Origin of the sequence: Streptomyces sp. NPDC050315 (genome assembly GCF_040655775.1) — a bacterium.
In the GTDB taxonomy this organism is placed as follows: domain Bacteria; phylum Actinomycetota; class Actinomycetes; order Streptomycetales; family Streptomycetaceae; genus Streptomyces.
In genome coordinates, this window is the sequence record NZ_JBFAKN010000001.1 from 741608 (window position 1) to 765407 (window position 23800).

Sequence of the window (23800 nt, forward strand, 5' to 3'; positions counted from 1 at the left end):
TCGGGGGCGGTGCTGTGGTCAGGACTTCTGGAGGGCGGTCCAGAATTCGTCGAAGGACATCAGGCCGTCGTTGTTGGTGTCGCGGGCCTTGATGACGGCCTCGGCGACCGGGCCGGTGACGTACGGGTCGCCCATCTCGGCCATCGCGTGCTTGAACTCCTCGGCCGTGACCTTGCCGTCGCCGTTCGCGTCGAATCGTGCGAACGTCGCCTTGGCCTGCTCGATGTCTGCCACGGGGTGCCCCCTTCATGCGGTGCTGTTGTTGGGTCGTCGAAGTGACCGACCCGGGTACATTAACCGACTGTCACCAAAGGCCGGTCATGGCCTGCCCCCGTCCTCGCCAAGGCGGGCCAGCGTCCGCGCCAAGTACGGCGCCGTGCGGCTCCCTTCCGCCGCCGCCACCTCGGCCGGCGGGCCGGACGCCACGATCCGGCCGCCGTCGGCGCCGCCGCCCGGGCCCAGGTCGATGACGTGGTCGGCGCCCGCGACCACGCCCATGTCGTGCTCGACGACGACCACGGTGTTGCCCGCGTCGACCAAGCCGTGCAGCTGGCGCAGCAGTACCTCCGTGTCGGCCGGGTGCAGGCCGGTGGTGGGCTCGTCGAGGAGGTAGAGGGTGTGGCCGCGGCGGGTGCGCTGGAGTTCGGTGGCGAGCTTGATGCGTTGTGCCTCGCCGCCGGAGAGTTCGGTGGCGGGCTGGCCGAGGCGGAGGTAGCCCAGGCCCACCTCCTGGAGCGTGCGCAGCGCGCGGGCCGCGGCGGGCACCTCCGCGAGGAAATCGGCCGCGGTGTCCACGGTCATTGCCAGGACATCGGCGATGTTCCGGTCCCGGTAGGTGATCTCCAGGGTCTCGGGGTTGTAGCGGGCGCCGTGGCAGGCCGTGCAGGGCGCGTACGTGCCCGGCAGGAAGAGCAGTTCGACGGCGATGAAGCCCTCGCCCTGGCAGGTTTCGCAGCGTCCGGTGGTGGTGTTGAAGGAGAAGCGGCCCGCCTTGTAGCCGCGGGCGCGCGCCTCGTCCGTAGCCGCGAAGACCTTCCGTACGGCGTCGAACAGGCCCGTGTACGTGGCCAGGTTGGAGCGCGGGGTGCGGCCGATGGGCTTCTGGTCGACGCGGACGAGCCGGTCCACGGCGTCCAGGCCCTCGACGGCGGCCAGTTCGGCCGTCGGGCGGGACTCGTCCTCGTCCTCGGGGCCCGGACCGCCCTGCCGCTCCCGTACGGCGTCCGCGAGTACCTGCGTGACCAGCGTGGACTTGCCCGACCCGGAGACGCCGGTGACGGCCGTGAACACCCCGAGCGGGAACTCCGCGTCCAGTCCCCGGAGATTGTGCAGGCGGATGCCGGAGAGGCGCAGGGTGCCCGTCCCCTTGCGCGGCTCGCGCGCGCCCTCGCCGCCCGGCTCCGCGAAGAGGAAGCGGCGGGTGAGGGATTCCGGCACGCCCGCGAGGCCGTCGACCGGTCCGCTGTGCAGTACGCGTCCGCCGTGCTCACCGGCGTGCGGCCCGACGTCCACGAGCCAGTCGGCCCGCCGGACGACGTCCATGTCGTGCTCGACGACGAAGAGGGAGTTGCCCGCCGCCTTGAGGCGGTTGAGGACGGTCAGCAGGTTCTCGGTGTCTGCCGGGTGCAGGCCCGCGGACGGCTCGTCCAGGACGTACACCACGCCGAACAGGCCGGAGCGGAGCTGGGTGGCGAGGCGCAGCCGCTGGAGTTCTCCGGCGGAGAGGGTGGGCGCTGGACGGTCCATGCTGAGGTAGCCGAGGCCGAGTTCGGTCAGCACCTCGATACGGGCGACGAGGTCGCGCGCGAGGGTGCCCGCCACGCTCTCCTCGTCCGTGCCCTCCGCCGTCGGCCGCAGCAGCGTGGCAAGCGCCGCCAGCGGCATCCCGGCCAGCGCGGCGATGTCGTGCCCCGCGAAGGTGACCGCGAGCGCCTCGGGCCGCAGCCGCCGCCCGTCGCACGCCGGGCACGCCTCGGACACCAGGAACTGCGCGACGCGCTTGCGCTGCGTCTCGCTCTGCGAGTCGGCGAAGGTGTGCAGCACGTAGTGCCGGGCGCTCTGGTACTGGCCCTGGTACGGCCGCTGGATGCGGCCCGCCTCGCGTACCGGATGCACGGTGACGACCGGCCGTTCCTCGGTGAAGAGGATCCAGTCGCGGTCCTGCTGCGGCAGTTCGCGCCAGGGGCGGTCGATGTCGTAGCCGAGCGTGGCCACGATGTCGCGGAGGTTCTTGCCGAGCCAGGCACCGGGCCAGGCGGCGATGGCGCCGTCGCGGATCGAGAGGGACGGGTCCGGTACGAGGGAGTCCTCGGTGACGCGGTGGACGCGGCCCAGGCCGTGGCACTCGGGGCAGGCGCCCGCCGCCGTATTGGGCGAGAAGGCGTCGGAGTCGAGACGTCCGGTGCTGTCCGCCGGGTAGTCGCCCGCGCGCGAGAAGAGCATCCGGAGGGAGTTGGAGAGGGTGGTGACGGTGCCGACGGAGGAGCGCGAGGTGGGGGCCGAGCGGCGCTGTTCCAGGGCGACGGCCGGCGGCAGCCCGGTGATCTCCTCGACCTTGGGCGCGCCGACCTGGTGGATCAGCCGCCGGGCGTAGGGCGCGACCGATTCGAAGTAGCGGCGCTGCGCCTCGGCGTAGAGGGTGCCGAAGGCGAGCGAGGACTTGCCGCTGCCGGAGACACCGGTGAAGACGCAGAAGGCGTCGCGCGGGAGGGCCACGTCGACGGCGCGGAGGTTGTGCTCACGGGCGCCGCGCACCCGTACGTACGAATCGGTCATGCCCTCCATGATCGGGGACACCGACGTGATCAGGGACGACGGGATGATCGGGGACGCCGGCCGGCCGGCGGGGAGGTGGCCGGCCGGCGTCCCCCGTCTCACTCCGCGCCGACGGCCGCGAGCAGGCGCTGGTGCGCCTCCTCCCACGGCCCCGGCGTGGCGATCACCGCGCGCAGCCCGCGGATCTGCCGGGGCGGCAGTCCGGCGGCGAGCACGCCGGTGGCCTGCCCGGCGCGGCCGTACAGCGCGGCCACCTGCCGCTGCTCCTTGTCCAGCAGCACCGTCTCGGCCCGGTCGGCGCCCGCGAGCACCCCGTACGCCTGGAGCTTCATGCCGTACTGGTCGGACCAGAAGTACGGGACCGGCGTGAACGGGCGGCGCTCGTCCTCCGACACGCCCAGCTCCACGAGCAGGTTCTTGGCCGCGGCCATGGCCTGCTCGGTGGCGTTCATCCGGTGCTCGATCCGCAGGTGGCGGCCGTGGCCCGGGTGGTACCAGCGGGCGACGTCACCCGCGGCGTAGACACCGGGCGCCGCGGCGCAGTACTCGTCGCAGCGCAGCCCGTCGGCGGTGTCCAGGGCGGCGTCGGCACGCAGCCAGTCCACGGCCGGTTCGGAGCCGATGGCGAGCAGCACGGTGTCGGCGTCGAGCGTGGAGCCGTCGGCCAGCCGTACTCCGGTGACGCGCCCGTCCGCCGTCTCCACACCGTCCAGACCGCCGGTCAACTGCCGTACGCCGTGCCGCTCGTGCTCGGCGGCCAACAGCGCGCCCACGCCGTCGCCGACGAGGCGGCCCATGGGCAGCGGGTCGCGGCCGACGAGCGTGACCTCGTGGCCCAGCTCGCGGGCCACCGCCGCGGCCTCGCAGCCCAGTACGCCGTTCCCGGCGACGACCAGCCGCCGCGGCGCGCCGGACAGCCAAGTCCGCAGCCCGAGCGCGTCGTCGAGCGTGCGCAGCGTGTGGACGCCGTCCAGGCGGGCCAGGCCGGGCAGAGTACGGGCCCGGACACCGGTGGCGACGATCACGCCGTCGGCGGCCAGGCGGTCGCCGTCGTCCAGGGTCAGCGTGCGCGTCCCGGCGTCCAGCGCGGTGGCCTTCGTGCCGAGCCGGACGTCAAGGTCCAGCGCAGCGAGCTGGTCGGCCGTGCGCAGCCCCAGCCGGTCGGTCTCCCAATCGCCGCTCAGCAGCTGCTTGGAGAGCGGCGGCCGGTCGTACGGCAGGTGCGGTTCGTCGCCCACCAGCGTCAGCTGGCCGGTCCAGCCGCCCCGGCGCAGCGCCTCGACGGCGGCGAGACCGGCCGCCGAGGCGCCGACGACGGCGATGCGTCCGACGGTCATGCTTCGACCTGGATGGCCGCGGCGGGGCAGATGGCGGCGGCCTCGCGGACCGCGGCGTGCTGCTCGGCGGGCGGCTGGGCGTCCAGCAGGACGACGATGCCGTCCTCGTCACGCTGGTCGAAGACCTCGGGCGCCACCAGGACGCACTGGCCGGCGGCGCAGCACTTGTCGATGTCGAGGGTGATGTTCATGGCTACTTGCTCCTGTGGGGTGGTGAGGGCGGAATTACCAGGTGACGGGCAGCTCGTGGCACCCGTAGATCGCCATGTCCGTGCGGAAGGGGATGTCCTCGATCGGGACGGCGGGCCGCATCGTCGGGAAGCGGCGCAGCAGGGTCCCGAGGACGACCTGCAGCTCGACGCGGGCCAGCGCCTGGCCGAGGCACTGGTGGATGCCGTAGCCGAAGGCGACGTGGTGCTGGGCGTTGGGGCGGCAGACGTCGAGCCGGTCGGGGTCCTCGAAGGTCTCCGGGTCGCGGTTGGCGGACGGCACGGCGACCACGACGCCCTCACCGGCGCGGATGAGCTGCCCGCCGATCTCGATGTCCGCGGTGGCGGCGCGGCGCGGGCCGTTGCGGATGATGCTGTGGAAGCGCAGCAGCTCCTCGACGGCGCCGCGGATCAGCGACGGGTCCTCGCGCAGCTGCTGCGCGGTCTTCGGCTCGCCCATCATGCTCAGCGCGGACAGGCCGATCATGTTGGCGGTGGTCTCGTGACCGGCGACCAGCAGCAGCGCGGCGAAGCCGATGACGTCGTCGTGGCTGATCTCCCCGGCCTGCTGCTGCTCGACGATGAGGCGGCTGAGGATGTCGTCGCCCGGGTTCGCCTCCTTGGCGGTGACCAGGCCGTCCAGGTACGCGCGCAGCTCCTCGCGGGCGGCGTCGGCCTCCTCGCGGGGAATGGTGCGGGAGAGCAGCTTGCCGGTCAGGCCCTGGAAGACCGCGTGGTCCTCGTACGGGACGCCGAGCAGCACGCTGATGACGAGGGAGGGCACCGGGAGCGCCAGCGCCTCGACGAGGTCGACGGAGTCCGCGCCGTTCAGCTTCGCGGCCTGCATCGCGTCGCACAGCTCGTCGGTGATCCGCTGGATCTCCGGGCGCAGCGCCTCGACCTTCTTGACCATGAACTCGCGGGTGACCATCCGGCGGAGCCTGGTGTGCTCCGGCGGGTCCATGCGGATGAAGCCGCGGTTCTCGGTGGTGGCGCCGCCGGTCATGCCGCTGAGCGGGTAGCCCGGGGTGGTGGTGTCGGAGCTGAAGCGGGTGTCGCCGAGGATCGCTCGGATGTCCGCGTACCGGGTGACGAGCCAGGCCCAGCTGCCGTCGGGCAGCGAGATCTTCTTGATCGGCTCCTCGATCCGCATCCGGCCGAGCTCGGCGGGCGGGTCGAACGGGCAGCCGGTGGGGGGTTCCACGGGCAGCGGGGCATGGGGGGAAGTGACGGTCATGTCGCTCCTAGAAGGCACGTACCGCAAGGACGTGCGCCGCGGTGGGCTTCGCCTAACAACCGTAAACTTACATGTGTAATAGGCAGGTAAACGAGCCGGGGGGCTGTTCAGCGGCATTAGGTGCTAATTACAACCCTCAGGCGTCAGGGGGCGACGCACCGCAGCGACGCGGGGGTCAGCGCTCCAGGAGCAGTTCGAGGATCTCGTCCACGAAGCGATGCAGGCGTTCGGGGTTCTTCGTCGCGGGCAGGACCTGCCAGAGCATCACCCGGCCGTGCACCGCCGACCACAGGACGTACGGCGCCTCCTCCCGGGAGCCGCGCACCCGCCAGCCGGCCTCCTCGCACGCCGCCAGCGCGTCGTGCAGGCCGCGCACCAGCAGGCCCGCCGGGTGCTGCGCCAGCCGCTCGGGGCCGACCGGGGACTGCCGAGTCTCGTAGAGCAGGCGGTACTTCGCCGGATGATCGATGGCGTACGTGCAGTAGGCGCGCAGCCGGGCGCGCAGCCGGGCCACCGGGTCCCCTTCCGGGACCAGCGCGCCGGCCGCCGCCATGTCCTCGACCAGCCGCTCATAGCTGACCTGCATCGTCGCCCAGACCAGCTCGGTCTTGTCCGCGAAGTGCCGGTAGATGCTGGGCGCCGCGACGCCCGCCTCGCGGGCCACGGCGCGCAGCGACAGCGCGTCCTCGCTGCCGACCTGCTCCAGCAGCCGTTCCGTGGCGTTCAGCAGCTCCTCGCGCAGCCGGTCACCCTGGCCGCGCGGGTTCCTGGGCCGTGCGGCCGGGCTCTCCGTCATGCGCCGTACGCCTCTTTCTCGTCCTGGCGGGCTCTTAAGAGTTTCATACCTGGGCCGACACTCAGACGCGCGGCCACCGCTACTGTGCGGCCATGCCCGAGCCCCTGGACATCATGGCCGCCGGTACCGCCCCGTGGCGGCCCGATCTCTTCCCGCCCGGCCTCCCCGTCGCCGACACCGTGAGCGCGCACGCCTCCGGCCGGGCCTGGCTGGCCCGGCTGCCGCGGCTGGTCCGCGAGACCGCGGAACAGTGGGAGCTGCGGCTGTCGGCCCCGTTCCACGGCGGCAGCTGCTCCTGGGTGGCCCCGGTGCGGCTGCCCGACGGCGGCCCGGCCGTACTGAAGGTGACCTGGCCGCACCGGGAGGCCGCGGGCGAGGCCGCTGCCCTGCGCGCCTGGGGCGGCCACGGCGCGGTCCGGCTGCTCGCGCACGACCCGGCACGGCACGCGCTGCTCCTCGAACGCTGCACACCGGGGACGACGCTGCTCGACGCGGAGGACGACGGCGCCCTGTCGCCCCCCGAAGGGCTGGCCCGTGCCGCCGACGTACTGGACGCCCTGTGGCGCGCGCCCCGGCCCCCGGACGGCGAACTGGAGACCGTGGCGGCGGTGTGCGCCGAGTGGTCGGACGAGGTGCGCGAACGGCTGGACCGGCTGCGGCCCCCGTACGACCGCGGCCTGGTGGAACTCGGCGCCTCGCTGCTGCGCGAGCTGCCCGCCACGGCCCGCCGCGAGGTCGTCGTGCACGGTGACTTCAACCCCGGCAACGTGCTGGCCGCCGACGGCCCGCGCGGCTGGCTCGCCATCGATCCGAAGCCGATGACCGGCGACCCGGGGTACGACCTGTGGCCGCTGGTGACCCAGCTGGACGACCCGTTCGAGTACGACGCGCCGGAGGCCCTGCTGCGCACCCGGCTGCGGCTGCTGGCCGACCGGCTCGGCGTACCGCCCGAGCGCGCGGCGGCCTGGGGCGTGGCCCGCTCCGTCGAGAGCGCCCTGTGGGCCGCCGCGCACGACGATGTACCGGGCGGCGCCGAGGAATTGGCGGAGGCGCGGGTACTCGCGGAGGTCGCCGGTGCATGAACCCCGGCGCCGGTTCTAGGCCGCGCCCGCCGCGCGTCGGGCCGCTGCCGTGCGGGCCGCCTCGTAGCCCGGCGGGACGCCCGGGACCAGCAGGATGTCCGCGTCGAGGTGGCGGGTGCGCAGCGGTATGAGTTCCTGGTACGCAGGCGAGTCGTACCAGGCGCGGGCGCTGTCCAGGTCCGGGAACTCGATGAGGACCAGGTGGCCCGGCCAGGTGCCCTCGCGGACCTCGGCCTCGGCGGCGTGCACCCGGAAGCGGCCCCCGAAGGGGTCGAGCGTGCCCTGGATGCGCTCCATGTAGGAGAGCACGTCCTCGTGCCGACTGTCGCCCTTGATGTGCCCCACGGCGTACGCGCTCATGACAGTCCCCTCTCGTTGGCCCAATAGCCGGATGACCGACTGGCCGCCGACCGCTCCGTGCGGCCCGCGCTGACCCGTACGTTTCCAGCCCCGGGTCAGCGCGTCGATGACCTCGCAGGTCATGGCGGACCTGCGGTACGCCGTGCCGCGGCGGTCAGTTGGCCCGCAGCGCGGCCAGCTGTTCGGCGAAGGGCACGACATCGAAGGCGTCGTCGGCCGGCTCGGCCGCGGGCGCCGTGGCCGCCCGCCCCAGGGCCAGCGCGGCCAGCTCCCCCGCCGCCCGGTCGATGCGTTCCGTGAGCGCGCCGCCGGGGCCGCTGCCGCCCGTGCCCCAGTCCTCGGACGCGGCGTACACGGCGGTCGGTACGACCACCGCGCGCAGGTACGCGAAGAGCGGGCGCAGCGCGTGCTCCAGGGCGAGCGAGTGCCGGGCCGTGCCGCCGGTGGCCGCGATCAGCACGGGCTTGCCGGTCAGCGCGGCGTTGTCGATGACGTCGAAGAACGACTTGAACAGGCCGCTGTAGGAGGCGGTGAAGATGGGCGTGACGGCGATCAGGCCGTCCGCCTCCGTCACCGCCTCGACGGCCTCGCCCAGCGCGGGCGACGGGAAGCCGGTCACCATGTTGTGCGCGATGTCGGTGGCCAGGTCGCGCAGTTCGACGACGCGTACCTCCACCGCGCGGGCCGGCTCGTCACCCGCCAGGCGCTGCCGGGTGGCCTCCGCCAGCCGGTCGGCCAGCAGGCGGGTGGACGACGGGACGCCCAGCCCCGCCGAGACGGCCACGATCTTCAGCGGCTTCATTCCGCCACCTCCTCCAGGGCCGCGGCGTCGCGCTCGGCGACGCGCGCCGCGTGCGTGGGCCCGTCCGGCACCTGGGCCGGGCGGTCCTTGGCGAACTCCTTGCGGAGCACGGGGACGACTTCTTCGCCGAGCATGTCGAGCTGCTCCAGTACGGTCTTCAGCGGCAGGCCCGCGTGGTCCATCAGGAACAGCTGGCGCTGGTAGTCGCCGAAGTACTCGCGGAAGGCGAGGGTCTTCTCGATGACCTGCTGCGGGCTGCCGACGGTCAGCGGGGTCTGCTCGGTGAACTCCTCCAGGGAGGGGCCGTGCCCGTAGACGGGTGCGTTGTCGAAGTACGGGCGGAACTCGCGGACCGCGTCCTGGGAGTTCTTCCGCATGAACACCTGGCCGCCGAGGCCGACCATGGCCTGCTCGGGGGTGCCGTGGCCGTACTGCGCGTAGCGGTGCCGGTAGAGCCGGATCAGCTGCTGGAAGTGGTGCTTGGGCCAGAAGATGTTGTTGGCGAAGAAGCCGTCGCCGTAATACGCGGCCTGTTCGGCGATCTCGGGGCTGCGGATGGAGCCGTGCCACACGAAGGGCGGTACGCCGTCCAGCGGGCGGGGCGTCGAGGTGAAGCCCTGCAGCGGGGTGCGGAACTTGCCCTCCCAGTCGACCACGTCCTCGCGCCACAGCTTGTGCAGCAGGGCGTAGTTCTCGATGGCGAGCGGGATGCCCTGGCGGATGTCCTGGCCGAACCAGGGGTAGACCGGGCCGGTGTTGCCGCGCCCCATCATGACGTCCACCCGGCCGTCGGCGATGTGCTGCAGCATCGCGAAGTCCTCGGCGATCTTCACCGGGTCGTTGGTGGTGATCAGCGTGGTGGACGTGGAGAGGATCAGCTTCTCCGTGCGCGCCGCGAGGTAACCGAGCATGGTGGTCGGCGAGGACGGCACGAAGGGCGGGTTGTGGTGCTCGCCGGTGGCGAAGACGTCCAGGCCGACCTCCTCCGCCTTGAGCGCGATGGCGAGCATCGCCTTGATCCGCTCGTGTTCGGTCGGCGTCCGGCCCGTCGTCGGGTCGGTGGTGACATCTCCGACGGTGAAGATCCCGAACTGCATGGTGGCCGCCTCCGTGCGCTAGCCGTAACCGCTTCATCTAGTAGTTGAATCGTAAACCATACACGCCAACGAGGCGCGCTCCCGATCCATTCCCCCCGACGCCCACCCCTGGAAATCACACCGATCTCGTGAAGTTCACGTCTTGACTTGTGAAGTTCACAGGTGCTTTTGTTTTACTCACCATGAACGATGTGATCCCTGAGAAATCGACGGGGCGCCGCCCGCTGGTCGGCGTCTCGCTGAAGCTGTACTTCGGGCTCGCCGAGACCCGGAAGTGGCTCGCGGACGTGGCCGCGCTCGCCGGGACCGCCGGGCTCGCCACCCGCCCCGTCGACCTCTTCGTCCTCCCCTCCTTCCCCGCGCTCGCCGACGCCCGCGAGCTGCTGGCCGGTACGGGCGTGGCGTTCGGCGCGCAGGACGTGCACTGGGCCGAGTCCGGGCCGTGGACCGGCGAGGTGTCCGCCGGGATGCTCGCCGAGGCCGGCGCCACGTACGTCGAGGTGGGGCACGCCGAGCGGCGCGCGTACTTCGGCGAGACCGACGAGACCGTGCGCGCCAAGACCCGCGCCGCCACCGCCGCCGGGCTGGTCCCCGTCGTCTGCGCGGGCGAGCGGGACGGCGCCGACCCCGGGGCGGCCGTCGCGGAGACCCTCACCCAGGTGCGGGCCGCGCTCGCGGGCGCCGTGCCCGGCAGCGAGGTGGTCATCGCGTACGAGCCGGTCTGGGCGATCGGCGCCGCGGAGCCCGCCCCCGCCGATCACGTCCTCGCGGTGGCCGCCGCGATCCGCGGCTGCCTGGACGAGCACGACGTACGCGGCCGCCTGATCTACGGCGGCACCGCCGGGCCCGGTACGTACGCCCGGCTCTCCGCCGGCCCCGTCGACGGCCTGTTCCTCGGCCGGCTCGCGCACGACACCGAGGGCCTGCGCCGCGTCCTCGACGAGATCGCCCCCGTAATGAACCACTCCCAGGGAGACCACTCATGACGTACCGCATCGCCATCGGCTGCGACGACGCCGCCTTCGAGATGAAGGACGCGATGATCGCGTATCTCACCGAGCGCGGCTACCCGGTCACCGACCTGAGCGCCACCGCGGGCGAGGACTACCCGGACGTGGCCGAGCGGGTCGCGCGCAGCGTCGCCCGCGGCGAGCACGAGCGCGCCGTCCTCGTGTGCGGCACCGGCATCGGCATGGCCATCGCCGCCAACAAGGTGCCCGGCATCCGCGCCGCGCAGATCCCGGACAGCTACAGCGCCGAGCGGGCCCGCAAGTCCAACGACGCGCAGATCGCCTGTTTCGGCAGCCGCACCATGGGCGTGCACGCCGCACTGGTATGCCTGGACCACTGGCTGGTCTCCGACTTCGCGGGCGGCGGTTCGGCGCCCAAGGTGGAGAAGATCAAGCAGGTCGAGTCCCGTAACCGCGCCACCGCCCACGCCTGACCATCCCCCCTTCCGAAAGGTGTCAGCACCATGCGCGCAGTCGTCATCGAGGAACCGCACAAGCTCTCCGTGACCACCGTGCCGGACCCGACGCCGGGCCCCGGCGAGGTCGTCGTCAAGGTCACCGCCGCCGGGCTGTGCGGTACCGATGTGCACATGCTGGCGGGCGAGTTCGGGCCCACCCGGTACCCGGTGATCCCGGGGCACGAGTTCTCCGGCGAGATCGTCGCGGTGGGCGAGGGTGTGACCGCGTTCGCCGAGGGCGACAAGATCGCCGCCGACCCGGCGATCTACTGCGGCGCCTGCCACTTCTGTGCCATCGGCCGCGGCAACCTGTGCGAGCAGTGGGGCACGATCGGCATCACCGTGGACGGCGCCGCCGCCGAGTACGTGAAGGTGCCGGCCCGCAACTGTTACCGGCTGCCGGAGACCGTGGAGCTGCGGCACGCCCCGCTCATCGAGCCGCTGTCGACGATCGTGCGCGGCTTCGACATCGTCGACCCCAAGCTCGGCGACAACTTCCTGATCTACGGCGCGGGCACGATGGGCCTGCTCTACATGCAGGTCGCCCAGCGCGCGGGCGCCGGCTCCGTATCGGTCGTGGACATCAACGCGGACCGTCTCACGGTGGCGAAGAAGCTGGGCGCCGACCACGTCGCCACAAGCGCGGACGACCTGGAACGGCGGCTGGGCTGGGAGGTCGTCACGGACTGCACCGGCAACATCAAGGCCATCGAGGACGGGCTGACCCGGCCGATCAGGGGCGGCACGTTCCAGCAGTTCGGCTGCGCGCCCGACCAGGAGCTGGCGAAGTTCTCGCCGTTCCGGATCTACAACGACGAGATCCGCATCGTCGGCTCGATGGCGATCCTGCACAGCTACGGGCGCGCCGTTGAGCTGCTCGGCAAGGGCGTCATCGACTCCGAGACGATGATCACCCATCAGTTCGCGCTGGACGAGTACGCCGAGGCCCTGGAGACCTTCAAGCGCGGCACGGGCCGCAAGCTCCAGATCGTCCCCGACAAGGCCCCGGCGTAAGGGATCGGGACCGCTCAGATCTTCGTGCCGCGGCCCGCCCAGTACGGCTCGCGCAGCTGCCGTTTGAAGAGCTTCCCGGACGGGTCGCGGGGCAGCGTCTCCTCGAAGACGACGGTCCCGGGGACCTTGTACTTGGCCAGCCGGGCCGCGACGTGGGCGCGGACGTCCTCGGCGGTGAGGCCGGCGGCGGGGTCGGCCTGTATGTGGGCGGCCAGCGTCTCGCCGTACTCGGGGTCAGGGATACCGAACACCGCGGCGTCCCGGACCCCGTCCAGCGCCAGCAGGCACCCCTCGATCTCGGCCGGGTAGATGTTGACCCCGCCGGAGATGACCATGTCGTTGAGGCGGTCGCTGAGGTAGAGGTAGCCGTCCTCGTCGAGGTGGCCGATGTCGCCGATGGTGACGTAACCGGGGAGCGCCGCGGACTCCATCGCGGCGCGCTTGGCGGGGTCGCCGAGGTAGGTGAAGCGCGGCCAGGTGTCGGCCGGTCTGAGGTAGATCGTGCCGGTCTCACCGGGCGGCAGCACCCGCCCGTCGGGGCCGAGCACGGCCACCCCGCAGGTGCCCTCGGCGTGCCCCACGGTGCCCGGGTGGGCCAGCCATTGTTCGCTGTCGCACCAGGTCACGGCCCCGGTCTCGCTGCCGCCGTAGTACTCGCGGAGAATCGGCCCGAGCCAGTCGATCATCGCGTGCTTGACGTGCGGCGGGCAGGGCGCGGCCGCGTGGACGACCGAGGTGAGGGAGGACAGGTCGTACCGCTCGCGGACCTCCTTGGGCAGCCGCAGCAGGCGCACCAGCATGGTCGGGACGACCTGCACCTGCTCGACGCGGTGCGCCTCGATCAGCCGCAGGAACTCCTCGGCGTCGAAGCGCGGCATGAGCGTGATGTCCAGGCCGCAGGCGACCGCGAGGACGGCGTGCTGGCTGGGCGACGCGTGGTAGAGCGGCGCCGGGATCATGGTCCGGCCGCCGGGGCGCACGGCGAAGTAGGAGAGGAAGTTCGCCACGGCGTCGGGCAGGTCTGCGGCGCGTACGGGGTCGCGCAGCACGCCCTTGGGGCGGCCGGTGGTGCCGGAGGAGTAGATCACGGTGGAGGGGCGGTCGGGGGCCGGGTCGGCCAGCGGCTCGTACCCGGCCAGCCAGTCGTCCAGTACCGGATGCGCGCCGCTGACCGGTGGTGCCGTGAAACCGCAGGCCGCGGCGACCCCTTCGGGCACGGGCGCCTCGATGACGTGCACGCCGGCGGGGAGGTGGGCGGTGACGGCGGGCAGCATGTCGGTGTGCACGAAGGCGGCGCGGCTGCCGCTGTCGGTGAGGACGTGGCGCAGGTCGTCGTGGCGGAAGTGCCAGTTGACGGGGACCGCCGAGATGCCCGCCTGGGCGGCGGCCGTGGTGACTTCGAGATAGGCCGGTTCATTGCGCATCACGACCGCGATCCGGTCACCCGGCCCGATTCCGAGGGCGCGCAGCCCGGTCGCGATGCGGGCGGTGCGGTCGTGGAAGGCGGGGTAGGGGCGTTCGTGCCCTGCGGAGCGGATGGCGGCGGGTGCAGACGCGAGATCCATGCAGCCTCCAATGATTTTCGGCTCGCGCACATCCAACCAACCGCACGGGAGGTTGGCCAGAGTGCTGACGCGACGTCAGTGAGGCGAAGGGGAGTAGGCCGGGCGCGCGTCGGGGGGACGCCGCGGGGGCCCGCTCCTATGCTGAGGAGGCATGAGGACCGACGACATTCTGCGCCGGCACGGCGAGGCCATCGAGCTGTTCGGGGACCGCGTCCACGCTGTGGGCAAGGACCAGTGGGACGCCGCGACACCGTGCGCGAACTGGACGGTGCGCGACCTGGTGAACCACCTCACCGCCGAGCAGCTGTGGGTGCCGCGGCTGGTCCGGGACGGTGCCACCATCGAGGACGTCGGCGAGGACTTCAGCGGCGATGTACTGGGCGAGAACCCGGTCGCGACCTGGGACCGTGCCGCGGTCGCCGCCGTCGCGGCATTCACCGAGCCCGGCGCCCTGGACCGGCGGGTCCATCTGTCGTACGGGCGGACCGGCGCGGCCGCGTACTGCAGCCAGATGACGATGGACGCGGTCGTGCACGCCTGGGATCTGTCACGGGCGGTCGGCGCGTCCGAGGAGCTGCCGAAGGAGCTGGTGACCGCGGCGCTGCGGGAGGTCGAGCCGTACGCCGCCGAGCTGAGCGAATCGGGGCTCTTCGCGCCGGCGATCGAGCCGCCGCCGGGCGCCGACGACCAGACCCGGCTGCTCTGCCTGCTGGGCCGCCGTCCGTAGGCGACGGCCCGAAGAGGTGCCGGCCGGGTCACCCGGCCGGCCGTACACGTCAGCGGCTGTACACCTCAGCCGCCGCACGCGTCAGCAGTCGTACACGTCAGTCGATCCCGCGGAAGATGTGCTGCTCAGCTGCTGATTCGTCGTCGCAGCCCGCCAGGTGGACCGGGGCGCAGCGGCTCCAGACCTCGAGGTTGCGCACCTCCCGGATGCGCCCTTGGCGCTCGCTCTGCTTCGGTCGGGGCTGCTTGCTGATCGTCTGTTCCGGTGCCACCACGCACTCCTTAGCCAAAGGGATGAGGTACTTGACGCGGTGGCGCCGTATGTCATAACCGGGAGTTCGGCCATGGTTCGTGGCGCATCCCGCGACGGGCCGAGGATGTCGGCATCTCCCAGACAGGTCGTCCGTCGCCCTCAGCCTAACGACATGAGTTCCCCGCTGCGCGGCAATTACCGTCGATAGAGTTACAGGCCGGAGAAAGTGCCCCCGTACGGCCCGTTTCAGCCACGCCGACAGCCCGCCGCGGTGCTACGGATAGGCGTGTGGAGTGGTTCCCGGCACCCGAGTACTGGCTGGGCCGGCTGGTCTTCCAGCGCGGTCTGGCCGCGCTGTACATCATCGCCTTCGTGTCGGCGGCGCTGCAGTTCAGGGCGCTGATCGGGGAGCGCGGCATGACCCCGGTACCGGACTTCGTGCGCCGCGTGCCGTTCCGGGCGGCGCCGTCGGTCTTCCACTGGCGCTTCTCGGACCGCTTCTTCGCGGGCTGGGCGTGGGCAGGGGCGCTGCTGGCGGCGGCCGTGCTGGCGGGCGCCGCCGACGCCGTGCCGCTGTGGGCGTCGATGGTGTGGTGGGCCGTGCTGTGGGCGATGTACCTCTCGATCGTCAACGTCGGGCAGACCTGGTACGGCTTCGGCTGGGAGACGCTGCTCCTCGAAACGGGTGCGCTGGCGGTCTTCCTCGGGAACGCGGACACCGCGCCGCCCGTCCTCGTCCTGTGGCTGCTGCGCTGGCTGCTGTTCCGGCTGGAGTTCGGCGCAGGGCTGATCAAGATGCGCGGCGATCCGTGCTGGCGCGACCTGACCTGCCTGTACTACCACCACGAGACGCAGCCCATGCCGGGCCCGCTGAGCTGGTTCTTCCACCATCTGCCGCGGCCGCTGCACCGCGTCGAGACGGCCGCGAACCACGTGGCGCAGCTCCTCGCGCCCGTTCTCCTCTTCACCCCGCAGCCGATCGCCACCTGGGCGGCGCTGGCGATGATCGTCACCCAGCTGTGGCTGGTGCTCTCGGGCAATTTCGCCTGGCTGAACTGGGCGACGATCGTGATCGCGGTGTCCGTCGTCGACGCCTCGGCGGTCGGCCTCGGTGGCCTCGTCGGCCCGCCGGCGGACCTCGCCCCTCCCCCGCTCTGGTACGAGATCGTGGTCATCGCCGCGACCGCGGGGGTGCTGTACCTGAGCTACCGCCCGGCGCTCAATCTGCTCTCCCGCCAACAGCGGATGAACACCTCGTTCGAGCCGCTGCACCTGGTCAACGCGTACGGCGCGTTCGGCTCCATCACCCGCATCCGGCACGAGGTCGTCATCGAGGGCACGGCGGACGAGGTGATCACCGAGGACACGGAGTGGCGGGAGTACGACTTCAAGGGCAAGCCGGGCGACGTGCGCCGTCTCCCCCGCCCCTTCGCGCCGTACCACCTCCGCCTCGACTGGCTGATGTGGTTCGCGGCGCTGTCGCCGGGCTACGCGGGCCGCTGGTTCGGGCCGTTCCTGGAGCGCCTCCTGGAGAACGACCGCGACACGCTGCGGCTGCTGCGCCGCAATCCCTTCCCCGACGCGCCGCCGCGGCACGTACGGGCGCTGTTCTACCGCTACCGCTTCACGACCTGGCGGGAACTGCGGGAGACCGGCGCGTGGTGGCACCGTGACTATGTACGGCAGTTCTTTCCGCCGACAGCTCTGCGCGGAAGGACCTGACCATGTCGCGGGCGTGCCGCAGCCCGATCCGGGTGACCTCGCGCTCGACCTCGTCCAGTTCGGCGAGCACCTCGTCGTACGGCCATCCCGTCCGCGCCCGGGACTTCACCAGCCCCAGCCGCGCGAGCGCGCTGCCGCGCGGCTCGGACATGGCCCGGAACTCCGCCAGCGCGCCCCGGTAGACGGCAGCGGCCTCCTCGTACCGCCCGGCCCGGTACAGCACGTTCCCGCGCATCTTGTGGTTGTACGCCAGCGCCCCCGCGAGGTCCAGCTCCCGGCACAGCGCCTCCCCCTTGCTGAGCAGCCGCAACGCCTCCTCGGTCTCCCCTCGCACGGACCGCACGTCGGCCACCCCGCGCAACGACCACGCGAGCCCCCGCACATCGTCGGCGCCCTCGGCTATCCGCGCCGATTCCTCGAAGAGACCGAGCGCCTTCTCGTACTCGCCCTTGTTGCGGTGCATCTGCGCGATCCCCGACATCGCCCACACCATGTGGCGGGCCTCGCCGTGCGCCCTGGCCTGCGCCAGCAGCTCTTCGTGCAGCTCGGCGACGGCCTCGTAGTCGCCCTGTATCCGGCCGGTCTCGGCGAGGCCGGCCAGCGCGTACCCGTGGGCGAGGCGGTCACTGCCCTGCTCGGCGAACGCAACGGCGGCCGCGAGCAGCCGACGGGCCAGCGCGAGGCGCCCGCACTGCCGCGCGAGGGTGCCCCCGCTCCACAGCGCCCAGGCCATCCCACCGGCATCCGCCGCGGCCCGCGCACTGCGGTAACTGGCCCGCCAGGCGTCCTCCGCCTCCGCCACCCGCCCGAGCCGCCGCCCGGCCTCCGCCTCCGCGAGCGCGGCCCGCGCGGCGTCCCCCGGCGTCCCGGCCGCGCCCCGCACTCTCCGCGCCGCGACGAGCACGTCCTCGTACGAGGAGTTCACACTCAACTCCGCCCCCAGCTCCCCCTGATACTCCGGAGCGAATGCCTTCCCGTACATCGCGAGCCTCCTGGTCATGTCGGTCATCCGCCATGACGCTATGTGGCCCGCGACCCGCCATTCGTCCCTCCACCTGCGGTTTTCGGGGTCCGTCGGGGGATGTACGAATGGCTGGTCGATCACCTTGGAGATGTACGGGGTGTCCCCTAGGGGACGGAGCCGGGGGGGCTAGCGGGTGGGCTCGACGACTTCGGCTTCCACCCCCGCTTCCGTCCCGGTGCCGGTGTCGGCGGCCGGGGCGGAATGCAGCCGGGCGGGCCGCTTCGTGCCGCTGACGAACAGCGACACGAGGAACGCGAGCACACCGATGACTCCGGCGACCATGAACGCCGTGCGCAGGCCGCCGGCGTCGGGTGCGCCCGACGGGTCGGAGGTGCTCAGGGAGGCGACGGTCACGAAGACGGCCGTGCCGAACGCGCCCGCGACCTGCTGCAGCGTGGCGAGGATCGCGCTGCCGTGGGAGTGCAGGTGGTCGTCCAGCGCGCTCAGGGACTCGGTCATCAGCGGCGTCATCATCAGCCCGAGCCCGCCCATGAGCAGGATGTGGATGGCAATGACCGCGGCCAGCGGCGAGCCGGCGCCGAGAAAGGTGAAGAGCCACATCGATACGGCGAGGGCCAGCGCGCCCGGTATCACCAGCGGGCGGGCGCCGAAACGGTCGAACAGCCGCCCCACCGGACGGCCCAGCAGGCCGAGCAGGAGCCCGCCGGGAAGGACGGCCAGGCCGCTGACGAACGTACTGGTGTGCAGCACGGTCTGCAGGTACAGCGGCAGCAGGATTGCCCCGGCGCCCAGCAGGCACATGAACAGCAGCGCCGACAGGACCAGCGCGACGGTGAAGGACCGGGTCTTGAACGGGCGCAGGTCGAGCAGGGCGCGGTCCGCGCGCTGCAGGCTCAGCTGGCGCGCGACGAACACGCCCAGCGACGCGAGGCCGACCACGATCGGGATCCACGGCGGCAGCGCGTGCTCCCCGCCGCGGGACTCGCCGACGGTCGCCAGGCCGTAGAGGACGCCGCCGAAGCCGATGGCGGACAGCACGACGGAGAGCAGGTCCAGCGGCACCTTCCGGGTCTCGCTGTCCAGGCGCATCATCACCGCGCCGAGGGCCAGCGTGGCCACGGCGAGCGGCAGCACGATCCAGAACATCCAGCGCCAGCCCAGCGAGGCGAGCACCGCACCGCCCACCGTCGGCCCGATGGCGGGGGCGACCGCGATGACGATGCTGATCGTGCCCATCGTCTGGCCGCGCTTCTCGGCCGGTACGAGGCGCATCACCGAGGTCATGAGCAGCGGGATCATGACGGCGGTGCCGCACGCCTGGATCACGCGCCCGGCCATCAGCACCCCGAAACCGGGGGCGAGGCCGCTGACGAGCGTGCCCACGCTGAACAGCGTCAGCGAGGCCAGGAAGACCTGGCGCGCGGTGAAGCGTTCGAGCAGAAAGCCGGTGATCGGGATGATCACCGCCATGGTCAGCAGGAAGCCGCTGGTCAGCCACTGCACTGTCGTGGTGGAGATGCCCAGGTCGACGGTGAGGTCGCGCAGCGCGACGCTCAGGATCGTCTCATTGAGGATCATCACGAAGGCCGAGACGACCAGCACGGCTATGAGTACGGAAGCGCGCACGGGAGCGCGCGCGGGGGAACTGCCGGGCGGAGAGTCCACGCCCCCGGCGGTCGCGGGTTCGGTCATGGTCGGGCACACCTCACTGAAATTTTGGTACGGATCGGGCGCGGGCCCGGCGCGACGTTGCGCCGGGACGCGCCGTCGGGAGATCGGTCGTCTCAGGGACGGGCGACGCGGGCAGCGTTCAGCACAACTCCCGTTGCGACGGGATACTTCCGCTCGCTGCGACGGGCCGCGTCACCTGCACGGTGTCCACAACCTCTGCCCCCCGTTTTGCCCCCGTTTTCGTCATCGCTCCGTCAGTCTATTGAAGTTCCGCGCCGGGTACGTCATGGGTTTTCGCGGCCGTCCTCGGTCGGCCGCCCGGTACGGCGGCACCGGAGGCAGCGGCCATACCCTGGAGCGATGCACATCTGTTTCATCTGCAGCGGGAACATCTGCCGGTCCCCCTCGGCCGCGCTCGTCTTCGGCGAGCAGCTGCGCCGGGCGGGCCTGGACGGCGCGGTACGGGTCAGCAGCGCCGGCATCGGCCCCTGGCACGTCGGTGAGCCGATCGACGAGCGGGCCGGCGAGGTGCTGGCCCGGCACGGCTATCCGACCCGGCACATCGCGGCCCAGACCGGTGCCGAGCATCTGGACGCCGATCTGTTCGTGGCGATGGACCGCGGCCATGAAAAGGCGTTGCGGCGCATGGTGACGGATCCGTCCCGCATCCGGCTGATGAGGTCCTTCGACCCGCAGGCCGCGGACGAGCGGGAGGTCCCCGACCCGTACTACGGCGGCCCGGAGGGCTTCGACGAGATGCTGGCGATGATCGAAGCGGCGACGCCCGGGCTGCTCGCCTGGGTGCGCGAGCGTCTGGACTCGGGGCGCGAGCGTCTGGACGACGCATGACCGCGGGGCCGACGGCCGCCGGTCCGGCGGCCGGGGGTGACGAGGGCCCGGGGGCCGTGGCGGCCCGGCTCACCGGGCGGCCGGTGCGCCATGAGCGGCGGATGTCTTCCGCGCTCGCCGAGGTGACACTCGACGGCGGGCAAACGGTGATGGTCAAGCGCGGCGACGACCCCGGCGCGGTGCGGGCCGAGGCGGCCGGGCTGCGCTGGCTGGCCGAGTCCGGCACGGTCCGGCTCCCGGCGCTGCACGGCCAGGACGGGCGCTGGCTGGTGATGGACCGGGTGGCGTCCGGCCGGCCGAGCGCGGCGGCCGCGGCCCGCCTCGGCCGCGACCTGGCCGCCCTGCACGCCGCCGGCGCCCCCGCGTTCGGCGCCCCGCCGCCCGGCGGGCCCGAGGACGCCACCATCGGACTGGCCCCGATGCGCAACGTCCCCGGCACCGACTGGCCGCGCTGGTACGGCGAGTACCGGGTGCTGCCCTACCTGCGCCGCGCGGTCGACGACGGCACGGTACGGCCCAACGAGGCAGCCGTGATCGAGCGAGTGGTGGAGCGGCTGCCCGACCTGGCGGGCCCTGCCGAGCCACCCGCCCGGCTGCACGGCGACCTGTGGAACGGCAATGTGCTGTGGGGCGCCGACGGCCATGCCTGGCCGATCGACCCGGCCGCGCACGGCGGACACCGCGAGACCGACCTGGCCATGCTCCACCTGTTCGGCTGCCCGCACCTGGACCGGATACTGGACGGCTACCAGGACGCGGCGCCCCTCGCCGACGGCTGGGCGGACCGCATCGGCCTGCATCAGCTCTTCCCCCTGCTGGTGCACGCGGTGCTCTTCGGCCGCGGCTACGCCGAGCAGGCACTCGCGGCATCCCGGGCAGCGCTGGCCCTCTGACAGTGCGTCAGCTGCCGCTATCCGGCGGCAGTGCCTGCAGATACGTGCCGCCCTTCACCGCCTTGACGCTGCCATGGTGGCAGGCGAGCGTCTGCGGATGTACCGCTTCGATCTTGTCCGAGATGTTCAAGTAGTGAACCTCCACCGGGCCGGTCAGCGCGATTTTGCAAGATCTCTTGACTGCTTTCGTCAACGCCTCAACAATCGCCGCTAATCAAGCCCTGCTGCGGCGTTCGCACGCTTCAAGTTCCGAAGTCACGGCAGCGGCCCCAACCCCCTGTCCGGGATCGGAGACCTCCTCGTGCCTGCCCCCTCGGACCACACCCCGCCGCCGGCCACGCCCGCCGGTTCGGGGCACAGCCGCCGCGCTCTCCTCAAGCAGTTCGGCGGCACCGCGGCCGCCGTCGCCCTGCTCGCCGCCATGGGACCGCTCGGCGCGGCCGCGCCGGCCGCCGCGGCAAACACCACCACCGACCGCAGGATCAAGAAGCTGATCGGCAGCCTCACCCTCGACGAGAAGATCTCCCTCGTCCACGGCGCGACCGACCCCGAACGGCTCGGCCAGGCCGGTTACCTCCCCGGCGTACCGCGCCTCGGCATACCCGAACTCCGCCTGACCGACGGCCCGGCCGGCGTCAACGTCGTCGCCTCGGCCACCGGCCTGCCTCCCGTGGCCACCCTCGCCGCCTCCTTCGACCGCGAACTGGCCCGCGAATACGGCGAGTTGCTCGGCCGCGAGGGCCGCGCCCTGGGCCTGGACCTGCAACTCGCCCCGCAGATGGAGCTCTCCCGCGCGCCGTACTTCAGCCGCAACAAGGACCAGACGGGCGAGGACCCGTACCTCAACGGACAGCTCGCCGCGGCCCAGGTCCAGGGGATCCAGGCGCAGGACATGCTCGCCCAGGCCAAGCACTACCTGGCCAACAACCAGCGTTACGGCGAGTTCGACCGGACCCGCCCCGACGACCCGGCGGCCAACTTCGACTTCCGGGTCGACGACCGCACCCTGCACGAGATCTATCTGCCCGCCTGGGAAGCCGTGGTGCAAGCCGGTGTCGCCTCCATCATGGCGGCTTACAACCACCTCAACGGCGAGTGGAACGCGGAGAACAGAACGACCCTGACCGGCATCCTCCGCGGCGAGCTGGGCTTCGCCGGCTTCGTCACCTCCGACTGGGGCGCCACGCACAGCATCTCCGTCGAGGACGGCCTCGACATGCAGATGCCGGACGGCTCGTTCTTCGGCGCCCCGCTGAAGAAGGCGATCGAGGACGGCACCATCCCCGAGTCCGCCCTCGACACCGCCGTCGGCCGCATCCTCGGCCAGTACGACCGCTTCGGCATGCTGGACGGCACCCGCAAGCCGGCGCCGCAGGCCATCGACGTCGAGGCCGGCGCCCGCACCGCACGCAAGGTCGCCACCCAGGGCGCCGTTCTGCTGGCGAACGACGGCGGCCTGCCGCTGAGCCGGTCCGCGCTCGACTCGCTCGCGCTGATCGGTCCGACGGCCGCGCAGGTCGCGGTCTCCGTGGCCGGCGAGCGGGCCTACGGCTTCGAGGACCGCATGGTCAGCCCGCTCGACGCGCTGAAGAAGACGCTCGGCGACGGCCACGACATCGCGTACTCGGTCGGTGTGGATCTCACCGGCACTGCTGTACCGGCCTCGGTCCTCACCCCGGCGAGTGGCGCGGGACCCGGCCTGACCCGCAAGCCCGCGGACGGCGGCGCGACCGTCGTGGACCCGGCCGTCGACTTCACCGCCGACAAGGCGCTTCCGGCAGGCACCTCCTGCTCCTGGACCGGCACGCTGACGCCGCCGAGCAGCGGCGAGTACGCGCTGCGGATCCAGGCGTGGGGTGCGGCGGCGAAACTCACCCTGGACGGCCGGGAGATCACCGCCGCCGGCACCGCCCGCGACGGCTTCGCCCGCAAGTGGTCGAGCATCGTGCCGACCACGGACGGCCTCGACAACGGCGAGGGCACGGCGCGGCTGGAGGCCGGCAAGGAGTACAGGATCCAGATCACCGCCACCGGCTGGGCGAAGGACGTCCACGGCCGGGGCCCGGTCCAGGTGCGCTTCGCCTGGGTCACCCCGGAGCAGCGCGCCACCGACATCGAGGCCGCGGCCCGGCTCGCCAAGAAGGTGCACACGCCAGTCGTCTTCGCCTTCAACGGCTCCGGCGGCACCACCGGCGGCTCGGGCGACCGCACCTCCCTCGCCCTCCCCTCCCACCAGGACGAGCTGATCGAGGCGGTCGCCGCGGCGAACCGCAACGTCATCGTCGTCCTCAACGTCGGCGACCCGGTCACCATGCCGTGGCGGGACAGGGTCGGCACAATCCTGCTGGCCGGTTACGTCGGCCAGGAAGGCGGCTGGTCCACGGCCGACCTGCTGCTCGGCAAGGCCGTACCCGGCGGAAAGCTCACCGTCACCTATCCGCGGCGGGAAGCGGACCACCCGGTACTCGACCCCGCCCACCCCGAGCGGTACTACGGCGTCGACCACACCGTCACCTACAGCGAGGGCATCTTCGTCGGCTACCGGCACTTCGACCGGGCAGGCATCGAACCGCTCTTCCCCTTCGGCCACGGCCTGTCCTACACGAAGTTCGGCTACGACCGCCTGTCGGTGCGCGGCGCGGGCGACGGCCTGGAGGTCGCTTTCACGGTGACCAACCGCGGCCGACACAGGGCCGCCGAGGTCCCCCAGGTCTACGTCGGCCCGGCCGCCGACGCGCCCGTCGAAATGGCAGCGAAGTCCCTGGTCGGCTTCGACCGCCTGGACCTGTCCCCCGGCGAGTCCCACCGCGTCACCCTGCGCATCTCCGCCCGCCAACTCTCGTACTGGAACACCGACAAACAAGGCTGGGTACTCCCCACGGGCCCCCGCCCGCTGTACGTCGGCTCCTCCTCCCGCGACATCCGCCTCACAGGGACGGGCACACCCGGCGACCGCTGA

General features: G+C 72.2%; 23 protein-coding genes. 9 read left to right on the forward strand and 14 right to left on the reverse strand.

Features of this window, described 5'->3' with window-relative positions; all coding sequences use genetic code 11:
• Positions 1-18: 18 nt before the first annotated feature.
• The 6 genes from AB0I82_RS03300 to AB0I82_RS03325 form a co-directional block, all read right to left on the reverse strand.
• Positions 19-234, reverse strand: a complete 216-nt coding sequence (locus AB0I82_RS03300) for an EF-hand domain-containing protein (protein ID WP_363255333.1) — start codon at positions 232-234, stop codon at positions 19-21.
• A gap of 84 nt (positions 235-318) precedes the next feature.
• Positions 319-2775 (reverse strand): excinuclease ABC subunit UvrA, encoded by a 2457-nt coding sequence (gene uvrA / locus AB0I82_RS03305; RefSeq protein WP_363255334.1) that lies wholly within the window; start codon positions 2773-2775, stop codon positions 319-321.
• A gap of 98 nt (positions 2776-2873) precedes the next feature.
• A complete protein-coding gene (locus tag AB0I82_RS03310; protein ID WP_363255335.1) occupies positions 2874-4112 on the reverse strand; it encodes an FAD-dependent oxidoreductase in 1239 nt (412 codons plus the stop codon).
• On the reverse strand, positions 4109-4303 hold the full coding sequence (locus AB0I82_RS03315) for a ferredoxin (RefSeq protein ID WP_363255336.1): 195 nt from the start codon (positions 4301-4303) through the stop codon (positions 4109-4111). The genes AB0I82_RS03310 and AB0I82_RS03315 overlap by 4 nt, the downstream gene beginning before the upstream one ends.
• Before the next feature lie 34 nt (positions 4304-4337).
• Entirely contained in the window at positions 4338-5558 is a 1221-nt protein-coding gene (locus AB0I82_RS03320; protein WP_363255338.1) for a cytochrome P450, read from the reverse strand.
• A 175-nt stretch (positions 5559-5733) separates the two neighbouring features.
• Positions 5734-6354, reverse strand: coding sequence for a TetR/AcrR family transcriptional regulator (locus AB0I82_RS03325; protein ID WP_363255339.1), 621 nt, complete (start codon positions 6352-6354; stop codon positions 5734-5736).
• Between the two features lie 92 nt (positions 6355-6446).
• Here AB0I82_RS03325 and AB0I82_RS03330 point away from each other — a divergent pair, with 92 nt between their 5' ends.
• On the forward strand, positions 6447-7436 hold the full coding sequence (locus tag AB0I82_RS03330; RefSeq protein ID WP_363255340.1) for an aminoglycoside phosphotransferase family protein: 990 nt from the start codon (positions 6447-6449) through the stop codon (positions 7434-7436).
• Positions 7437-7451: 15 nt separating this feature from the next.
• Here the strand turns inward: AB0I82_RS03330 and AB0I82_RS03335 are convergent, their stop codons facing one another.
• The 3 genes from AB0I82_RS03335 to AB0I82_RS03345 form a co-directional block, all read right to left on the reverse strand.
• Positions 7452-7796, reverse strand: coding sequence for a DUF1330 domain-containing protein (locus AB0I82_RS03335; protein ID WP_363255341.1), 345 nt, complete (start codon positions 7794-7796; stop codon positions 7452-7454).
• A 154-nt stretch (positions 7797-7950) separates the two neighbouring features.
• Entirely contained in the window at positions 7951-8598 is a 648-nt protein-coding gene (locus tag AB0I82_RS03340; RefSeq protein WP_363255343.1) for a CE1759 family FMN reductase, read from the reverse strand.
• Positions 8595-9695 carry an LLM class flavin-dependent oxidoreductase gene (locus AB0I82_RS03345; protein ID WP_363255344.1) on the reverse strand — a complete coding sequence of 367 codons (1101 nt, stop codon included), beginning with the start codon at positions 9693-9695 and terminating at the stop codon, positions 8595-8597. The genes AB0I82_RS03340 and AB0I82_RS03345 overlap by 4 nt, the downstream gene beginning before the upstream one ends.
• A gap of 191 nt (positions 9696-9886) precedes the next feature.
• Here AB0I82_RS03345 and AB0I82_RS03350 point away from each other — a divergent pair, with 191 nt between their 5' ends.
• The 3 genes from AB0I82_RS03350 to AB0I82_RS03360 are packed head-to-tail and all read left to right on the forward strand — an operon-like array spanning position 9887 to position 12177.
• Complete coding sequence (locus tag AB0I82_RS03350; protein WP_363255345.1) at positions 9887-10681, forward strand: triose-phosphate isomerase family protein; 795 nt, start codon at positions 9887-9889, stop codon at positions 10679-10681.
• Positions 10678-11139 (forward strand): RpiB/LacA/LacB family sugar-phosphate isomerase, encoded by a 462-nt coding sequence (locus AB0I82_RS03355; protein ID WP_363255346.1) that lies wholly within the window; start codon positions 10678-10680, stop codon positions 11137-11139. The genes AB0I82_RS03350 and AB0I82_RS03355 overlap by 4 nt, the downstream gene beginning before the upstream one ends.
• A gap of 30 nt (positions 11140-11169) precedes the next feature.
• Positions 11170-12177: a zinc-dependent alcohol dehydrogenase family protein gene (locus AB0I82_RS03360; protein ID WP_363255347.1), complete on the forward strand. Its 1008-nt coding sequence runs from the start codon at positions 11170-11172 to the stop codon at positions 12175-12177.
• A 14-nt stretch (positions 12178-12191) separates the two neighbouring features.
• Here the strand turns inward: AB0I82_RS03360 and AB0I82_RS03365 are convergent, their stop codons facing one another.
• Entirely contained in the window at positions 12192-13742 is a 1551-nt protein-coding gene (locus AB0I82_RS03365) for an AMP-binding protein (protein ID WP_363255348.1), read from the reverse strand.
• Positions 13743-13893: 151 nt separating this feature from the next.
• Here AB0I82_RS03365 and AB0I82_RS03370 point away from each other — a divergent pair, with 151 nt between their 5' ends.
• Entirely contained in the window at positions 13894-14469 is a 576-nt protein-coding gene (locus AB0I82_RS03370; protein WP_363255350.1) for a TIGR03086 family metal-binding protein, read from the forward strand.
• A gap of 97 nt (positions 14470-14566) precedes the next feature.
• Here the strand turns inward: AB0I82_RS03370 and AB0I82_RS03375 are convergent, their stop codons facing one another.
• Positions 14567-14740: a hypothetical protein gene (locus AB0I82_RS03375; protein ID WP_363255351.1), complete on the reverse strand. Its 174-nt coding sequence runs from the start codon at positions 14738-14740 to the stop codon at positions 14567-14569.
• Between the two features lie 269 nt (positions 14741-15009).
• Here AB0I82_RS03375 and AB0I82_RS03380 point away from each other — a divergent pair, with 269 nt between their 5' ends.
• Positions 15010-16443, forward strand: coding sequence for a lipase maturation factor family protein (locus AB0I82_RS03380; protein ID WP_363255352.1), 1434 nt, complete (start codon positions 15010-15012; stop codon positions 16441-16443).
• Here the strand turns inward: AB0I82_RS03380 and AB0I82_RS03385 are convergent.
• Positions 16346-17425, reverse strand: coding sequence for a tetratricopeptide repeat protein (locus tag AB0I82_RS03385; protein WP_363256057.1), 1080 nt, complete (start codon positions 17423-17425; stop codon positions 16346-16348). The two genes, AB0I82_RS03380 and AB0I82_RS03385, sit on opposite strands and share 98 nt — an antisense overlap.
• 168 nt (positions 17426-17593) lie before the next feature.
• Positions 17594-19120 (reverse strand): DHA2 family efflux MFS transporter permease subunit, encoded by a 1527-nt coding sequence (locus AB0I82_RS03390; protein WP_363255353.1) that lies wholly within the window; start codon positions 19118-19120, stop codon positions 17594-17596.
• A gap of 339 nt (positions 19121-19459) precedes the next feature.
• On the opposite strand from AB0I82_RS03390, the gene AB0I82_RS03395 reads away from it, so the two are divergent.
• Both AB0I82_RS03395 and AB0I82_RS03400 read left to right on the forward strand, forming a co-directional pair.
• The gene (locus AB0I82_RS03395) at positions 19460-19948 is read left to right on the forward strand and encodes a low molecular weight protein-tyrosine-phosphatase (RefSeq protein ID WP_363255354.1); all 489 of its coding nucleotides are present in this window, start codon (positions 19460-19462) and stop codon (positions 19946-19948) included.
• Positions 19945-20841 carry a fructosamine kinase family protein gene (locus AB0I82_RS03400; protein ID WP_363255355.1) on the forward strand — a complete coding sequence of 299 codons (897 nt, stop codon included), beginning with the start codon at positions 19945-19947 and terminating at the stop codon, positions 20839-20841. Before AB0I82_RS03395 ends, AB0I82_RS03400 begins: the two co-directional genes overlap by 4 nt.
• A 7-nt stretch (positions 20842-20848) precedes the next feature.
• On the opposite strand, the gene AB0I82_RS03405 is transcribed toward AB0I82_RS03400, so the two are convergent.
• Positions 20849-21034 carry a hypothetical protein gene (locus AB0I82_RS03405; protein WP_363255356.1) on the reverse strand — a complete coding sequence of 62 codons (186 nt, stop codon included), beginning with the start codon at positions 21032-21034 and terminating at the stop codon, positions 20849-20851.
• 108 nt (positions 21035-21142) lie between these two features.
• Here AB0I82_RS03405 and AB0I82_RS03410 point away from each other — a divergent pair, with 108 nt between their 5' ends.
• Complete coding sequence (locus tag AB0I82_RS03410) at positions 21143-23800, forward strand: glycoside hydrolase family 3 C-terminal domain-containing protein (RefSeq protein ID WP_363255357.1); 2658 nt, start codon at positions 21143-21145, stop codon at positions 23798-23800.

Excerpts from the sequence above, each read along its gene's own strand:
- uvrA (WP_363255334.1), bottom strand. The coding sequence starts at position 2,775 with ATGACCGATTCGTACGTACGGGTGCGCGGCGCCCGTGAGCACAACCTC.
- AB0I82_RS03310 (WP_363255335.1), bottom strand. The coding sequence starts at position 4,112 with ATGACCGTCGGACGCATCGCCGTCGTCGGCGCCTCGGCGGCCGGTCTC.
- AB0I82_RS03315 (WP_363255336.1), bottom strand. The coding sequence starts at position 4,303 with ATGAACATCACCCTCGACATCGACAAGTGCTGCGCCGCCGGCCAGTGC.
- AB0I82_RS03320 (WP_363255338.1), bottom strand. The coding sequence starts at position 5,558 with ATGACCGTCACTTCCCCCCATGCCCCGCTGCCCGTGGAACCCCCCACC.
- AB0I82_RS03325 (WP_363255339.1), bottom strand. The coding sequence starts at position 6,354 with ATGACGGAGAGCCCGGCCGCACGGCCCAGGAACCCGCGCGGCCAGGGT.
- AB0I82_RS03330 (WP_363255340.1), top strand. The coding sequence starts at position 6,447 with ATGCCCGAGCCCCTGGACATCATGGCCGCCGGTACCGCCCCGTGGCGG.
- AB0I82_RS03335 (WP_363255341.1), bottom strand. The coding sequence starts at position 7,796 with ATGAGCGCGTACGCCGTGGGGCACATCAAGGGCGACAGTCGGCACGAG.
- AB0I82_RS03340 (WP_363255343.1), bottom strand. The coding sequence starts at position 8,598 with ATGAAGCCGCTGAAGATCGTGGCCGTCTCGGCGGGGCTGGGCGTCCCG.
- AB0I82_RS03345 (WP_363255344.1), bottom strand. The coding sequence starts at position 9,695 with ATGCAGTTCGGGATCTTCACCGTCGGAGATGTCACCACCGACCCGACG.
- AB0I82_RS03355 (WP_363255346.1), top strand. The coding sequence starts at position 10,678 with ATGACGTACCGCATCGCCATCGGCTGCGACGACGCCGCCTTCGAGATG.
- AB0I82_RS03360 (WP_363255347.1), top strand. The coding sequence starts at position 11,170 with ATGCGCGCAGTCGTCATCGAGGAACCGCACAAGCTCTCCGTGACCACC.
- AB0I82_RS03365 (WP_363255348.1), bottom strand. The coding sequence starts at position 13,742 with ATGGATCTCGCGTCTGCACCCGCCGCCATCCGCTCCGCAGGGCACGAA.
- AB0I82_RS03370 (WP_363255350.1), top strand. The coding sequence starts at position 13,894 with ATGAGGACCGACGACATTCTGCGCCGGCACGGCGAGGCCATCGAGCTG.
- AB0I82_RS03385 (WP_363256057.1), bottom strand. The coding sequence starts at position 17,425 with ATGTACGGGAAGGCATTCGCTCCGGAGTATCAGGGGGAGCTGGGGGCG.
- AB0I82_RS03390 (WP_363255353.1), bottom strand. The coding sequence starts at position 19,120 with ATGACCGAACCCGCGACCGCCGGGGGCGTGGACTCTCCGCCCGGCAGT.
- AB0I82_RS03395 (WP_363255354.1), top strand. The coding sequence starts at position 19,460 with ATGCACATCTGTTTCATCTGCAGCGGGAACATCTGCCGGTCCCCCTCG.
- AB0I82_RS03400 (WP_363255355.1), top strand. The coding sequence starts at position 19,945 with ATGACCGCGGGGCCGACGGCCGCCGGTCCGGCGGCCGGGGGTGACGAG.